This window comes from Brucella rhizosphaerae (genome assembly GCF_002252475.1).
In the GTDB taxonomy this organism is placed as follows: domain Bacteria; phylum Pseudomonadota; class Alphaproteobacteria; order Rhizobiales; family Rhizobiaceae; genus Brucella; species Brucella rhizosphaerae.
The window spans coordinates 174,459-189,568 of sequence record NZ_NNRK01000022.1; the positions used below are offsets into that span (position 1 = coordinate 174,459).

The window sequence follows — 15,110 nt, forward strand, 5'->3', positions numbered from 1 at the left end:
TACTTTCTCAAACTCTGGGAGGATACTCATGAGAAAATTCCTAATCGCAACAACAGCACTGGTTTCTGCTGTAGCAACTTTTGCAGTCGCTCCAGCACAGGCTGAGTTCAAGAGCCGCAACATCCGCGTCTCCAATGGCATCAATGCGGATCATCCGGTGGGTGATGGCATCAAGGCTATGCAGGCGTGTCTTGATGAAAAGTCGGACGGCAATCTGAAGCTTACGGCATTTTGGGGCGGCGCTTTGGGCGGTGACCTTCAGGCAACTCAGGCACTGCGTTCCGGTGTTCAGGAAGCTGTAGTCACATCCTCCTCGCCTCTCGTTGGCATTGTTCCGGCACTTGGCGTATTCGATCTTCCGTTCCTGTTTGCCAATTCAGACGAAGCTTACGCCGTCATGGACGGTGAATTTGGCGACCTGCTGAATGAGAAGCTCGATGCAGCCGGTCTGGTTAATCTGGCTTATTGGGAAAACGGTTTCCGCAACCTGTCCAACTCCAAGCACCCCATCAACAAATGGGAAGATCTTGAAGGGATGAAGGTTCGCGTGATGCAGAACAATATCTTCCTCGATACGTTCAAGAACTTTGGTGCCAATGCGACACCAATGGCATTTGGTGAAATTTTCTCAGCGCTCGAAACAAAAGCGATCGACGCTCAGGAAAACCCTTACGTGACCATCGACACTTCAAAATTCTATGAAGTGCAGGCTTATGTTTCGGAAACCAAGCACGCTTACACACCGTTCCTCTTCTTGTTCTCTAAGCCTATTTTCAACACCTATTCTCCTGAAGAACAGGCTGCTTTGAAGGATTGCGCAGCAGTTGGCCGCGATGTAGAGCGCAAGGTAATTGTGGAACTCAACAAGAAGTCACTGGAAAAAATCGAAGCGGCTGGCGTGAAGTTCAACACGATTACGCCAGAAGAACAGGCGCGTATTCTCGAAAAGTCTCAGATAATTTACGAGAAGCATAAAGCTGATATCGGTGCTGATATCGTAGAACGCGCTCAGAGTATCCTTGCCGATCTGCGCAAGTAAGTCTCAGTTCAAATGCACAAGAAAGCCCGCGGTGATCTCTCACCGCGGGCTTTTTTTCGAGAGTATTTATGGACGGGACGATTGCCCAACCATTTACGCTCCTCGTTTCACTCGCTGTTCGCGGAAGAAAATAAATAACCCCGATCCAACGATCAATACTGCACCGATCACCATGCTCGCCTTCGGAATATCTCCGAAGAACATCCAGCCAAAAAGCACAGCCCACAGCAAAAGCGTATATTGTAGCGGTGCTACAGTCGCCGCATCGGAAATTTTCAGTGCACGGTTGACGAACATATGAGCACCCATCGCGACGATACCCAAAAGAAGCATAAGCCCGATCTCCATCGGTGCGCCAAGTGGTCGCCAATCCAGCGGCGCAAAAATGACACCCGCAATCAGCGCCCCCATCAACTGAAAGAAAACGAGTGTCTTGTCTGGCGTCCCGCGCAGACTGCGACCCGATATCATCATGAACGCAAAGGCTATCGTCCCAAGGATCGAGATGATTGCCGGAGCCGTAAACATGGCGCTGGAAGGATTGAGCGCAATAATAACCCCCACAAATCCAATGCCGATGGCAGTCCATCGGCGCCAGCCAACTTGCTCACCGAGCAGAAAAGGTGATGCAGCCGCCACATAGATCGGTGCTGCCAGCCAATAGGTCATGACATCAGCCAACGGCAGATACATGACGGCATAGTAGAACGCAAAGACCTCAAAGGTGGAAAAGAAGACACGCGCGGCCTGCAGAAGTGGCTTTTCCGCCTTTATAATGGGTTGTAATCCAGCCCGCCAAAGAAAAGGGGCCAGAATGACAAGCGCTGCAATGCTGCGGATCAGAATGACCTGACCCACGCTGTAACTGGCAACAAGCCATTTACCCATTGCATCGTTTAACGAAAACATCAGCATTCCGACAAGCATAAGTGCTGGTCCGGCGATTGCCGGAACTGCACTATGGCTGTGCTGCTGTTGCGTGGTGGCAGACATAGAGCCTCCGATCAGAACTGTTCGCTAAAGCCCGACATCATATCGAGGTTACATCTGAAATCCGGCGGCTCACGGTGAATGCCTTGTCCAGCTCCGGGTTCAACTCCATGCCGAGACCGGGACCAGGAGGAACCGTAATCATACCATTCTTCACTTCAGGAAGAGCCGTGACAAGATCACGATACCAGGTACGATAAAAGGCGCGGACACTCTCTTGCACAAGCGCGTTCGGCGCATTCAGCGAAAGGTGGGTCGAGGCACACAAAACCACCGGACCTGTGCAATCGTGTGGAGCAACAGGCAGGTGCCATGCTTCTGCCATTGACGCAATTTTTCTTGCCTCTGACAATCCTCCACACCAGGAAATATCCAGCATGACAATTCCAGCAACGCCGGTTTCAAGATAATCGCGAAAACCCCACCGGGAGGCTAGCGTTTCAGATGCGGAAATTGGCGCAGGTGAGACTTCCGCATAGCGCTTAAGGCTGGAAAGGCTGTCCATTTTAATCGGGTCTTCATGCCAGAACGTACCATAAGGCGTCAGCGCCTTTGCGATCTGCATGGCCGGCAGCAGCTGCCACATGGAGTGAAACTCCACCATAATATCAATACGATCACCAACCGCGCTACGAATCTTTTCGAACGGTTCAAGCGCCGCTTTCATATCCGATGGGGAGATATATTGTCCCCTCGTCTTTTCTGCGGCGGCATCGAACGGCCAGATTTTCATAGCCGTGATGCCGTCTTCAAGGAGAGAGTGGGCCAATTCATCTGCACGGTGCAAAAAGCCGTTGAGATCATCGTAATCGCGACCGGTTGAAAGGCCGTAGTTGCCTGTAGTCTGACCAGTCGCTTTCTTGATATACTCAGTGCCCGCACAGGTATTGTAAGTGCGGATTTCCCGTCGCGAAAAACCACCGAGCAGCTGCGCTATCGGTTGGTTGGTGGCTTTGCCGAAAATATCCCACAACGCAATATCGAAAGCCGAGTTTCCACGCACTTCCGCGCCTGACGAGCGAAACCCGACATACCCAACAAGATCCGATGCCAACAGATCTATTTCCAAAGGATCACGGCCAATCACCCTTGGCGCAACATATTCATGTATGTAGGCTTCGACCGTTTCTGCCCCGAAAAATGTTTCGCCAAGCCCGGTAATACCTTCGTCCGTATGGACAAGAACCCAAAGCAGGTTGGCGCGCTCAGCCACGCGCACGGTTTCCAGCGCAGTAATCTTCATAAAGTCCTCCCAAAAATCCCAAGATTATTCCTCACAAGTCCTTGGGATTACTCGCAATATGACTGATTAAAGTATCAATTTCGTTAGCATCTGACGTATCTCGCTCTAAAAAAACAAATGAATTTTCATGGGTTGATCTTTAACTCCAAGAGCAAGCCGTTACTCCTCATTATGCGCTCTGATCAATTGTCCGTTTTCGAGTATTTTTGCCTGATAGCATGAACTCCATCGGCTTTGACTGGGGTGAACCGGACAAACCTCATATCATTGGCACCGCAACTGCAGCACAATGATTAGGTTTAGTGGACAAATGGTATCCAGTGTAGGACTGAGACGAGGTAAGATACCTCGGTTTTGTCATATCGTATGGCGACACGTCGCCAATTCTCGAGCTTATGGAATAGCGCTCAACGAGATTTCGCAGTCGTTATGTTTTGCGGTCATGCTCAATGGGATTTCTGCGATTGCTCCTAGCCGGGATGACGGCCTCAATTGCAGCTTTCGACAGCTCTTCACAGGTGGCATCGCATCAAACATGCCAGTTGTAGCCCAGCGCCGATATCGGCGGAAAACGCTGTTCCACTTGCCGTACTCGTCCGGGAGATGCCGCCACTGCCAACCTGTCCGGGCAATCCACATCATTCCTTCAAAATACAACCGATTATCCTGTGCGGGGCGACAACTGCGACCGTGCTCAGGCGGCAACAGCATGCCAATGATAAACCATTCTTCGTCTGAAAAGACAATCTGCTTGCCCAACACTGTCTCCAAAAGGCAGCGTTGAATTAATACTCAAAACTCGTGTCAACCTTTGCTCACGAAACCCAGTTTAAGCCGTTATGGGTATTTGCCCAGTATTCCACGTAATAGCAGACGAGCTCTGGTGTTGTTTCAAAGTAAAGTGGGGGTGGCCAACAGACCACCCTCACGTAGTTCTATAGTAATCTACAATGCAATATCCAACTTTGTGCGGCTTCGAACACCAGCACGGCCGGCAAAGGCCGAGACGAGTGCACCAACTAAGGCTGCGATAAACGTCCACCACGCAGCTGCGCTGGCAGCGGCAGCGGCTGCGTCGGCGACCTCACGTGATTTATTTTTCAAATCTTCGCTGGCCTGCTGGATTTGAGCGACAGTCTGCTTGGCTCTTTCAATTCCCTGTTGGGCGGCGTCACGAGACTGATCAATCAACCGCTTTGCATTATCAACAGCCTGTTCGGCTTCTGACTGTTGCCAACCGTTATTCACCAGGGCAGTGACAGCATCGTTGCGATCAAATTCAGCAGTGCTACTTGCTGCTCGCTCCGTTAGTTTATTGGAAAGATTACCCAGAATCTCATCGATTTTTGCAGGATTAATTGCAATTGAACGAGCTGCATCTTTGATATCCTGAGCAGCCGCTTTGAAAGTTTCTTCAATCTGTTCGGGTTGTAGCCCGTCGATACGAGTGTTTCTCAGAGTTTGTTGGATTTCTTGCGATTTGGCATTCCAATCAATATCTCCCAGAACATCCGTATTCAGAGCGCTCATTCCACCGCCAATTGCGGACCCTGCACCTTGCGCGACGCCGCCGACAGCCGACCCAGCGCTTGTAATTACGGCACCGACGACGTTGCCCGTCGTGCGTACTGCCCCGTTGGCTGCAATTGCACCAGCTGAAACCGCCAGAATCAAAAGAGATGCCCATGTGGCGAGGCCGTGAGAATATCCAGCGCCACCGGCCAAGCGTCCTGCAACAAACGCGCCAACGGAGATTCCCAGAGCGATACCAATTACCGATGGGATTCCAACTGCCGTTGCAATGCCCGCTAGAGGGTTGTCACTATAGACATCTATGGTTCCAAATCCGAGGGCGAAGCTCAGTGCCGAAAAAGAAATAGCAATCGCCGCTGCTATGATAGCTCCCAGAAGAACCGAGCTAAATGAGGATACTGATAATTGATGAGTATACGATTGTTGCACCATTACTGCACCTACCTTTTAAGGTTCACCGCTTAAAATGGACAACACCAAGTAAGCGGTAGCTATTATATCCAGAACGTTGTTGTAGATATTGCGATCTCGTCATTTTCTGTCACGTCTCAGTCTTGACAGGAACGACAGCTGCAGAAAATCGAGCGAAGTTACCCCAGATACCCAAGAAGAACGTGACTGACCTGCGTTAGTTCCATCGCTGGCTGTTCGATACTGGTATTAGAGGTGGCTCAGGGAACTTGAGCAGTTAGGTCGTGAACTCATAAACTACTTTGAATTTTCAGGTGACTGCGGTTCATCTTTCGTGGATTTATGAGCCTTCTGATGGCACGCAGACGCTACGAATTAGCCGATCACAAATGGTCAATATTTCGCTTTACTGCCCAACAAGCCACGTGGCGTAGCCCGTGTTGATGATCGGTGGGTCAGCCTGCCGCGATCATTAGTTCCTCGCTAGGCAATATTTCTGATTTTGGTGCCAATCATCATTGGCGGCAGTCACTCGTTTGTCTTGATATGCCGACCTTCCAACAGCTTGAGGCTTATCTGGCGCAGGTTGATAAGCTTCTAAGCGCATCCCAAAAAGTGGGAACCAGTTTTCGAAAGAAGATGTGTGTAAAAACAAAATGATAGAGCATTTTTATTGATTCAACTTAAACCAGAAATGCTTTAGATAATAAAGGTAGTCTGGTTCCAGATGCCGCCAAATTCCTTGGGGTCTTTCTGAAGGCATTTGATGGCTTTGCGCAGAAAAACCTGTGACATCCGATAGCATGCTTATGAAAGCTTCAACATGCCCTAACAGGGCTCTTTATGAAATATCGTCGCGGGAACGTGCTTCAGAAACCAATGTGCAATGATTGAATCTACTTAACTATTTAATTTCAATAGAAAAATGGCGGAGGGGGTGTCTTAAGTCTTATTCGTCTAAAATATTGTTTTATATAGCTTTAATTTTACCATTGTTGCTTCTGTATCCGGTTTAATATCCGTCTATTATCGTCAGGCTAAGCATTTAATATAGTTTAAACCAAAAGAAAATCCGCCGCAGGGTTCGATTCTCACGGGTCACATCACGCATAGTCAGGAAAGGCGACCGAAGCCTTTTGGATGTATGTGGCTCGACATGTTGCGCATTATACGACCTAAATTTCACCACAGATAGACTTACATTAATTTATCAAACGTCCTAAAAAAATAAGCTTAAGCAAAGAGCGACATATTAATTGGACCATAAGTATGTCCAATACATTCATCTAATAAATGCCGGTGATGCAAAGTTTCTCATTTTCAATATGCAAGATTTATACAACTTTGTGATTATCCTCGGTTTATGAAAGTTAGGATCATGAATGAATAATCTTCACCCCACTCCGAAAGACACCCAACTAATTACCTACGTTCAAAGAAATAAATTCTGCTTTAAAATAATTTAGAACAAATATATTTATTCCTCCATGGGTAAAAAAGAATCATTTCGGGTAAGCTCACATCTCAAAGATATTATCGGGCGAGAACTCGTGACCAACGAGTTTGTTGCGATCTTTGAGCTCGTTAAGAACTCATTTGATGCCGGCGCATCAAAAGTGGACATTGAATTTGATCCTCAAAAAGATACGATATCGATTTCCGATGATGGCCACGGAATGTCTGAGAAGGATATTATCGAGAAATGGCTATTTGTAGCCTATTCAGAGAAAGCTCAAACTTCATCAGTGAGCTATCGTGATAAAATTAAATCAGGCGGTCAGTTTGCTGGAAGCAAAGGGATTGGGAGATTTGCCTGCGACACACTGGGGACTCGCTTAGATCTTTATACAAAGACAGAGACGTCGACTGTGGTAAGTCATCTAAATGTCGACTGGACTCAGTTTGAAACAGATAGCCTAGAAGAATTTCATCAAATAAAAGTAGATATTAGTAGTAAGAGTAGTTTCCCGACGCTTGTTTATGCTGATGAACCGGTTTCCAATGGTACTGTGTTGGTTATAAAAAATACGCGGCATGTCTGGGACAGAGAAGCTATTTCTAAACTGAGAAGAGATCTTGCCAAACTAATTGATCCATTTGGAACCACCAAAAATGTTTCAGTTTCTACCTGGTTAGTTGATGGTGGAAAATATTTAATAGATAATGTTGATGGACTTGTAGGTAATGCCATTGCAGACCTACTAAAAGATAAAACAAGCAGAATTCATGTATGCATTGACGATGAAGAAATAACAACTAATCTCTACGATAGAGGTCGTAAAATTTATGAAATCAAGGAACCGTCACCCTATGTAGACCTAAAGGGGGCTAAGGTTGAAGGACAGATTTATTATTTAAACAGATCTGCTAAGCATACATTCACTAATCGCATGGGTGTCAGACCAGTAGAATTCGGCAGTGTTTTTCTGTTTTTAAATGGTTTTCGTGTTTTTCCCATCGGTGAAGAATTTGATGATAGCTTCGGTTTAAATAGACGTAAACAACAAGGACAAGCGAGATATCTCGGTACACGTGATGTTTTGGGTCGGGTCGATATTACTGCTCGCGCAAAAATGTTTCGTGAAGTATCCAGCCGAGATGCTGGCCTCATTGAAGATGCACACAGCCGCGATCTATTCGACGCTATCACGAAACATATGATTTTACGTCTCGAAAGATATGTAGTCGGCGTCAACTGGAAGGATAAAGCGGATGGAAACAGAGACACGTCTGAGGGATTAGAGACGGATCGAGCGCGTGAACGCATTCAAGCTCTCGTCGGATCGATGGCAAAATCCAAAGATATTAGAATTATCTACTATGATGAAGATATTGTCCGGGTATCTGAGAACCCGGATCAACTCACAGATGATTCTCTAAAGGTGATGGCAGATTTAGCTGCTAATCGAGGAGATTCTGAGCTTCTTAAGCAGGTAGAACAAGCACGTAGACGAATTGAAGAATTAAAACAATCGCGCGAAGAGGCACAAAAAGAGGCCAGGCGAGCATTAGAAGAACGGCTGCGCACTGACGCGCGTATAGAGCGGCTGGAACAGCGAGCAGCATTCCTCGGAAGCAGCCTCGACATCGATATCGATAGGGTGCAACTCCTAATGCACCAAGCTACAATTCATGTCGGCCATATCCGCTCTGCATTGGCAAATGCTGCTCACGAAATCCGCTTATTACAGCTTTCTGCTGAAATTGAATCTGATGAGATATTACCGGACGACTTCGACGATGTTTTAGCTTCAATTCGTCAATCAGCCAGACGCATATCATCTTCACTGGCTGGCGCCAGCTTGTCAGGAGATAGATTAAAATCAGTGTTGTCTTTCGCCCCCAATATTAGAGTGGACTTAGACACTGATGTCGTTCAAGGCGATCTTGTTAAGTTTCTGAAAGAATATTTTGAAGTACGATTATCTGGTGTCCCAGACATGCCCGAAGCGATTTTTTCTGCAAATGGCACATCGCTCATCCGAGAGTTTTCACCAGTAGATATATCCGTCTTAATCGACAACCTAATTGATAACGCGAGAAAAGCTCGTGCTACAAAAGTAGAGTTTCTAGTCAAACCTAAAAGCCCAAATTCTTTAACTATAGTTGTGACTGACGATGGCGCCGGTATTGATGACCGAAAGGTAGATCCATCCATGATCTTTGAGCGTGGCTATACCGGATCGCGACAGGGAACTGGCTTGGGCTTATACAACGCCAGACGGCTTCTAGAGATAATGGAAGGCACGATCGAACTGGTAGGCGACGGATCTCGTGCCGATTTCGAAATAACACTCAAGGGGGAAGTACATGAATCTTGATTTTGGCATTTTATGGATAGAAGACTCCTTTAGTAATGAAGAAGAAGAAGCTTTAAAGCGACGAGTTAAAGAGTGCGGATTTATCGCAAAAATCGCAACAACCCCTAATGGTAATGATTTAGCCGAATTAAGCCGTACTCACGTGCTATTCCATAAATTCGATTTAATCCTTTTAGACTTTAAGCTAAAAGACGTGAGTGGTGATGATCTCGCGCCAACAATTAGAAGACTTTTCCCATCTACTAATATTTTGTTTTATTCAGGTAGTGTTGATGAAGAAGAATTGCGGAAAAAAATCGCTGAAAAGCAAGTTGAAGGTGTTTACTGCAGCCATAGATCAAGATTTATACAACGGACAGGTAATCTAATTGATCAAACAGCAATGGCATTAAACAGACTATCTGGGATGAGAGGTTTGGCGATGCGTGTTGTGGCGGAGTGCGATGAACTCATGAAATCTGCTATTCTGCACTTATCCGCAACTAATAAGACTTGCTCTGATAAAACTACTGAATTAGATGAATCTGTAATATCATCACTTACTGAATGTATAGAATTATACAATGTAGCTGCTGATGGGAGTATAGAAGATCGATTTAGAACTAGATCGGTGGATAGCTCGAAAATATTTGGACATTTTCGGCGCCTAACAAAAGAAGTCACGAAAACACCAGCCGACTTTAACGTTAATCAAGAAATGGTCGAAAGACTGAAAGAATTGCGCAACCAAAGTGCTAAGTATACTAATAATGTTCTTTCAACAAGAAACACGCTGGGGCATGCGATAGAAATTGAAGGCCCAAATGGGTGGAGTTTAAAAGGCAGCGATGAAATTACGATCCAAGACTTCGCTGCCATCCGTCAGTCCTTTGCCGATCATATTGACGCTTTCAGAGAGATGGTGAGGATCGTTGGCGTCCCTTAATAAACCAATCAGCATTTCACCCAGCGCCTCTGCGAGCAATGGAGGCACGGCATTACCAACCTGAGTATAACGGGGGCAGTCCGTCTGTCTTCGTTGTCCTCCAGTTGTATATGGTCCCTGAAACAGAAACCAATCGGGGAATGACTGCACACGTGCGTGTTCTCTTACCGTCATAGTACGCGGCTTTGAATAATGTATGAAATCGTCCGGTAATGTACCAATAGTTGGACAAGGTGAATTTGGATCTAATGGTGTTATTGATCTTTTTTTCAAACCATATTTGGCTCTAGTTTCTGGGGAAATAGCAGACCCTTTATCACAACTATCTAGCATTTCGTTCATTCGTTTAACGGTGCCTTCCCTATGACGAGGCAATCTTAAATCGCCGGTCTCAGTAACAGAACCTGATCTCATCAATTGCTGGTAATTGCTTTTAATATCGTTGCTACGTTTCAAAGCATAAAAGCCCCTATGCCCCCACTCTTTATCTAATATTGGGGTCTCATCTTCGTCATCAAAATCTGAGATCGCATCTTTAAGGCTCGTGCCTTTTTCGCTGAGGAGCCTTTCTTCTAAAAAACTTTTTCGAGCAACCTTCAGTCTCTCGAAAGGATTTATTCCTTCAAGCATTCCTTTTTGAGCGGCGATGAGTACAAAGCGCGGACGACGCTGAGGTACGCCCCATTTCGACGCGAAGAGTACTTCGTGCCAAACATCGTAGCCAAATTTGCGAAGTTCTTTACATACAAAATCGCTATAGGTTCCACCATCCGAATGTTTCATAGACTGAAAACCTACAACATTCTCGAGCAAAACCAGTCTTGGGCGTATTAATTCTACGTATTTAAGATAAACATTTACCATACTACTTCGGGGATCATCTGGTCGACGTCGCCCATTCATACTGAAGCCTTGACATGGTGGGCCACCAGCAATGAGATCAATCTTTCCCCTCAATAGTTCTAGCTCGCTAGTGTACTTATCAAAAAGCTTTTCAGCGAACCATGCTCGCTTCTCCAGCCAATTAGGCCAAAGATGTCTCGATTTAATATTGTCGAGTAGATTACACTCATATGTTTTAAAGGCATCTGGATGCGCTTCGACGGCAAAAAGCCCGGTCAAGCCTGCTTTCTCGAGTCCTAACGATAAGCCGCCGCAGCCAGCGAATAGATCAATAAACTTCGCATCCATAGGGTACCTATTGCATAAAATATTCAAGCTGTCCAGGGCGGCATTTCTCTAAAAATACAGGAATGAATTTCCGTCATATGTAAGGGAAATATTTTTAAATCAAATCATTAATTCACCAGTGTGGTCTTTTATCTTTTCCGCCCCTCCAATACGCTTTTTCACACAGTCAAATATGCGGATTGACTCTCAATCCAAATGAGAACATTTTAGGAACATATCCACATTGAGCGGAATATGTTCCTGAGTGCCTATGCACTTGCGGCAGGTTTCGCTCGACCTTTTTTCTGAGGTTTCTATGCGCCTGCCCGAAACGATTGAACGACTATACCTCGACTTTGACGGCTTTTTCGCGTCTGTCGAGCAACAGTGCGACAAGCGTTTGCGTGGTCGGCCCGTCGGTGTTGTTCCTTTTGAGGGCACCAATAGAACTGCCGTCATTGCCTGCTCAAAAGAGGCAAAGGCGATGGGCGTAAAGAACGTGATGCCAATTAAGGACGCGCTGCGGGTTTGTCCGGATCTCATTCTCGTGCCTCAGAACCCCGACCTATACCGCCGCGCTCACAATGCCCTGCTCTGCGAGATTGAGACTGTCATCGCCATCGATACGGCGAAAAGCATTGATGAGCTGACATGCGTTCTCGATGATAGCGGCAAGCGTGATCCTGAACTGCTGTCTGCAAGGATCAAAGCGGTCATCGCTGAAAATATCGGCTCCTACATCACCAGCTCAATTGGATTTGCCGCCAACCGGCAGTTGGCCAAGATCGCCTGCAAGGCTGGGAAAGATGCCAGCAAGCGCAATGGGAGCTATGGCAACGGCCTTGCCATCTGGCACCCGTCCTCGATGCCCGAACCATTGCTCAGGATTGAGCTGGAGGATATTCCGGGCATTGGCAAGAGCATGGCACAGCGGCTGTTTAAAAACCGCGTCTACACTACCGAACAGCTTTATGCCTTGCAGCCGAAGCACATGCGTAAGATCTGGAACAACGTCAATGGTGAACGTCTTTGGTACGCGCTGCACGGTTATGACATTCAAGCGCCAGAGCAACAGCGAGGCATGTTTGGTCACGGTCGGGTGCTGCCGCCAGAATCGCGCAAGATCGATGGCGCATACGAGATCTCACGCTTGTTGCTCACCAAAGCCGCACGTCGCCTTCGTCGTGAAAACTTCTATGCCGGAGGCTTGTGGCTTTGGCTTTCAATTCAAGATGGCTCATGGCTTGGCAAACAAGGCTTGTCAGTTGTGAATGATGACCAAGCGATCCTTGCAGGCTTGAATGCGCTTTGGAACCGTGTTCGCCGTGAGTTTCCACGCGGCACAACCATCTTCCGCGTCGGTGTCACGCTCTATGACCTATCACCCGCTGACGAACGTCAGATCGATCTGCTCAACAATGACGACAAGGTGCGCCAGAAGTGGGAACGAGCGAACGGCGCGGTCGATAAGCTCAACTCGAAATATTCAGGCACCGTCGTCAGCATGGGTGAATGGAAACCACCTGCAGGCGGGAACGTAGGCGGCAAAATCAGCTATACCCGTATTCCATCCGCAGAGGATTTCTGGTGATGGGAAACTGGAAAACCACGATCAAGGTCGGAGATCTCGCAGATGACCAGAAACTGGAATTGATCTGTCGGAAATGCAAACGCCTCGCCTACACGGATCGCGTGATGTTGTGTGAGAAAATAGATCGATCCCAGCTTTACCTTGATCAAATCGAAAACATGGCACGCTGCAAAGGTCGCGGCTGCAAAGGTAATATGCGCCTGTCCATGGTGCGACTGAAAGAAATGAGCGGTTTTGTTGGGGGATTGGCATGAGTAGCTACGGCACGGATAAAGGAAGCACTTCAAAGCCACACGGGAAATTTGAGCATTGGTGCGACGATGCAAACTGCAAAGCATGGGGAACGTACGGTTATAAAACCAAGTACGGCCAACTCTGGTTTTGCCGAGAGCATAAGCAACAAGGCGAAGACGCTCTGGCTGGACGCCGGTAATAAATGCCCTACCTCCCAAACAAAGGGAGAATGTCATGTTAGGACCAAAACAAGCAGGCAAATATCCAGATCGCAACCTTGATTGTCAGGAAGCGGTTTCAATGGGTATTTCTGATTTGATTGAGCAAGCAACACTGTCAGGCAGCTCAGAAGCTGATGCAGCCGCTGCGATCGCTGACACAGGTGTTCCGGGTATTCGAGACCTCATCGATGATGCGGTCGCGGCTGGCTGGTCAGCCGCAGAAACAGCCAATGCAATCAAGGTCGTTTCAGCTGGTATGTATCGCGGATACACCGGAACCGAGAAAGACGAATGATAAAATAAAAAAGCCCCGCCGAAGCGGGGCTTTGTTATTTTTGAAAGTAACTGATTAGCTTCAGGGCATTCTCATAGATCGCCACGACACCCAGCATGACTGCAAGTATGCCGAGAATAACCCAACGCATGAACCGACCAATCGTGCGCAGAGAGCGGATAATATCAAGGCCATCTTTCATCAGAACGATATCATCCTTGCCGAGCTGGGAGAGGAACTCACGGGTTTCCTCTGGAAGTTCGATCATTCTGTCTGCAACGGGCGCTTCCGTATCCATTGGCATCACCTCACTCCCCAGACAATCCCATCATAAAAATCTGCACATCGATCGGTACGTGCATTCTGCCGATCCAGCGCCTGCCGCTCACGCTTCAGCACAGATCGGATCTCAGCACCGTCCGCGAGTGGCGCATGCGGCTCTTTCATTCGGCAGTCATCGGGATAGACAGGCAGTTGCCTTTGCGCCTGCGCCTGCCCCGCTTGTTTTGCCGCTTCCTGCAGAAGTCTGTCACTTGCGCAGGAACTCAATATCATCGCGATCAAGCAGGCAAACCCGCCCCGCATCAGCAAGCCGCTTTTCATAATCCGCTATCTCCTGTTCAGTCTGTTCAATTCGAGCGGCTTCAGCAGCGCGAGCATTGCGTAGCTGGGCTTGATAAGCTTCGATAACGAGTTCATTTGCCCGGCGCTGGACGGCTTCGGCATCCAATTGTGCTTGCAGAGCTTTCACCTGAAACTCAGGCACAAGCCCCTTTTTCGCCTGCCCCTCAAAGGCAATGCCAACAATCGGAATGTCTTTGAGCAAAGGCACGCCGTTGTAATAGATCGATGAAAGGACAATGCCGACAGCGATTCCTACGGTCATCTTGATAGCGTCGAGGATCTGGCTCATTTCAGACCAACCAGACAAAGCTCAAGCTCACCGATGCGCTGCGCGTCACCCATTTCGCGGCGCTTGCGCAAACCTTCGACAACTTTACCACCTGCACGGTTAAACAGCGTCATAGCGTTGCAGGCCGAATGCCATTGCTTTTCAGTCATGCGGCGCGCAGCAGTCGATTTGCAGGCAGCGCCTGCGCCGATGTTGTAAGAGAGATCCAACATTGAAGCCTGCACGCTGATCGGTGCCTGATCAAAAGTCCGGATGCATTTTCTTAGCGGATGGCGGAAATCAGCTTCAAGTCGCTTAATCAGCATTTGCTGGCATTGCTTATCCGTGTAGCTGTCGCCTTTTTTGACGCCCTTGGTTTCCCCCAGGCATACCGTCCAGACCTTGCCGAGCTTGTCGTAGTAGGCATGGTTTTCCATGCCCTCCCATGGGGCAGTCAAGTATGTCGCGGTCATAACGACCAAACCGAGACCTGACGCCAAAGCTGCCTTTGCACGTTTACTCATCGCGAAATGCCTTCTGTGAAATGATGCGCAGGACAAGGGCCAGCACGGTCACAAAGAAAGTGACAGCCGCAAATGCGCCGATGGGGATGGGGAAAATGTCACCCAGATAGGGCAATGCAACTTCAAGGCCGGACAACAAAGCAGCAGCCAGCAGCAGGCGGATGCTCCACGCATAGCGAAGCACCCGCCTCCAATCGGAGACAAGTTTCATGATTTAATCCGCTAAAGAAACCGCCTAACTG

15 protein-coding genes are annotated in these 15,110 nt (G+C 47.8%); 6 read left to right on the top strand and 9 right to left on the bottom strand.

Translation table 11 applies throughout. The features are described 5' to 3' along the window. The first annotated feature begins 28 nt into the window (after positions 1–28). Positions 29–1,039 (top strand): TRAP transporter substrate-binding protein, encoded by a 1,011-nt coding sequence (locus CEV32_RS06465; protein WP_094575321.1) that lies wholly within the window; start codon positions 29–31, stop codon positions 1,037–1,039. Positions 1,040–1,132: 93 nt separating this feature from the next. Here CEV32_RS06465 and CEV32_RS06470 read toward each other — a convergent pair whose 3' ends face one another. From CEV32_RS06470 to CEV32_RS06485, 4 genes are all read right to left on the bottom strand, one after another. Next, positions 1,133–2,032, bottom strand: coding sequence for a DMT family transporter (locus tag CEV32_RS06470; RefSeq protein ID WP_208620811.1), 900 nt, complete (start codon positions 2,030–2,032; stop codon positions 1,133–1,135). 37 nt (positions 2,033–2,069) lie between these two features. Then, the gene (locus CEV32_RS06475; protein ID WP_094575323.1) at positions 2,070–3,272 is read right to left on the bottom strand and encodes a mandelate racemase/muconate lactonizing enzyme family protein; all 1,203 of its coding nucleotides are present in this window, start codon (positions 3,270–3,272) and stop codon (positions 2,070–2,072) included. A gap of 393 nt (positions 3,273–3,665) precedes the next feature. Continuing rightward, positions 3,666–4,034 carry a transposase gene (locus tag CEV32_RS24090; protein WP_374883306.1) on the bottom strand — a complete coding sequence of 123 codons (369 nt, stop codon included), beginning with the start codon at positions 4,032–4,034 and terminating at the stop codon, positions 3,666–3,668. A gap of 183 nt (positions 4,035–4,217) precedes the next feature. Then, a complete protein-coding gene (locus tag CEV32_RS06485; RefSeq protein ID WP_094575327.1) occupies positions 4,218–5,237 on the bottom strand; it encodes a TIGR04086 family membrane protein in 1,020 nt (339 codons plus the stop codon). A gap of 1,529 nt (positions 5,238–6,766) precedes the next feature. Between CEV32_RS06485 and CEV32_RS06495 the strand changes: the two genes are divergently transcribed. Both CEV32_RS06495 and CEV32_RS06500 read left to right on the top strand, forming a co-directional pair. Next, on the top strand, positions 6,767–9,037 hold the full coding sequence (locus tag CEV32_RS06495; protein WP_235818744.1) for a sensor histidine kinase: 2,271 nt from the start codon (positions 6,767–6,769) through the stop codon (positions 9,035–9,037). Next, a complete protein-coding gene (locus tag CEV32_RS06500) occupies positions 9,027–9,962 on the top strand; it encodes a response regulator (protein WP_094575330.1) in 936 nt (311 codons plus the stop codon). The genes CEV32_RS06495 and CEV32_RS06500 overlap by 11 nt, the downstream gene beginning before the upstream one ends. On the opposite strand, the gene CEV32_RS06505 is transcribed toward CEV32_RS06500, so the two are convergent. After that, positions 9,852–11,153, bottom strand: a complete 1,302-nt coding sequence (locus CEV32_RS06505) for a DNA cytosine methyltransferase (RefSeq protein ID WP_094575332.1) — start codon at positions 11,151–11,153, stop codon at positions 9,852–9,854. The two genes, CEV32_RS06500 and CEV32_RS06505, sit on opposite strands and share 111 nt — an antisense overlap. A 295-nt stretch (positions 11,154–11,448) precedes the next feature. Here CEV32_RS06505 and CEV32_RS06510 point away from each other — a divergent pair, with 295 nt between their 5' ends. The 3 genes from CEV32_RS06510 (at position 11,449) to CEV32_RS06525 (ending at position 13,473) form a co-directional block, all read left to right on the top strand. After that, positions 11,449–12,723 (top strand): Y-family DNA polymerase, encoded by a 1,275-nt coding sequence (locus tag CEV32_RS06510; RefSeq protein ID WP_094575447.1) that lies wholly within the window; start codon positions 11,449–11,451, stop codon positions 12,721–12,723. Further along, entirely contained in the window at positions 12,723–12,977 is a 255-nt protein-coding gene (locus CEV32_RS06515) for a hypothetical protein (protein ID WP_094575334.1), read from the top strand. The genes CEV32_RS06510 and CEV32_RS06515 overlap by 1 nt, the downstream gene beginning before the upstream one ends. Before the next feature lie 214 nt (positions 12,978–13,191). Further along, the gene (locus CEV32_RS06525; protein ID WP_094575338.1) at positions 13,192–13,473 is read left to right on the top strand and encodes a hypothetical protein; all 282 of its coding nucleotides are present in this window, start codon (positions 13,192–13,194) and stop codon (positions 13,471–13,473) included. Between the two features lie 34 nt (positions 13,474–13,507). Here the strand turns inward: CEV32_RS06525 and CEV32_RS06530 are convergent, their stop codons facing one another. The 4 genes from CEV32_RS06530 to CEV32_RS06550 form a co-directional block, all read right to left on the bottom strand. Continuing rightward, entirely contained in the window at positions 13,508–13,756 is a 249-nt protein-coding gene (locus CEV32_RS06530; RefSeq protein WP_235818745.1) for a hypothetical protein, read from the bottom strand. Between the two features lie 225 nt (positions 13,757–13,981). Next, entirely contained in the window at positions 13,982–14,365 is a 384-nt protein-coding gene (locus tag CEV32_RS06540) for a hypothetical protein (protein WP_094575340.1), read from the bottom strand. Then, positions 14,362–14,868 (bottom strand): lysozyme, encoded by a 507-nt coding sequence (locus CEV32_RS06545; RefSeq protein ID WP_094575342.1) that lies wholly within the window; start codon positions 14,866–14,868, stop codon positions 14,362–14,364. Before CEV32_RS06545 ends, CEV32_RS06540 begins: the two co-directional genes overlap by 4 nt. Next, the gene (locus tag CEV32_RS06550; protein WP_094575344.1) at positions 14,861–15,079 is read right to left on the bottom strand and encodes a DUF7940 domain-containing protein; all 219 of its coding nucleotides are present in this window, start codon (positions 15,077–15,079) and stop codon (positions 14,861–14,863) included. The genes CEV32_RS06545 and CEV32_RS06550 overlap by 8 nt, the downstream gene beginning before the upstream one ends. Positions 15,080–15,110 lie beyond the last annotated feature (31 nt).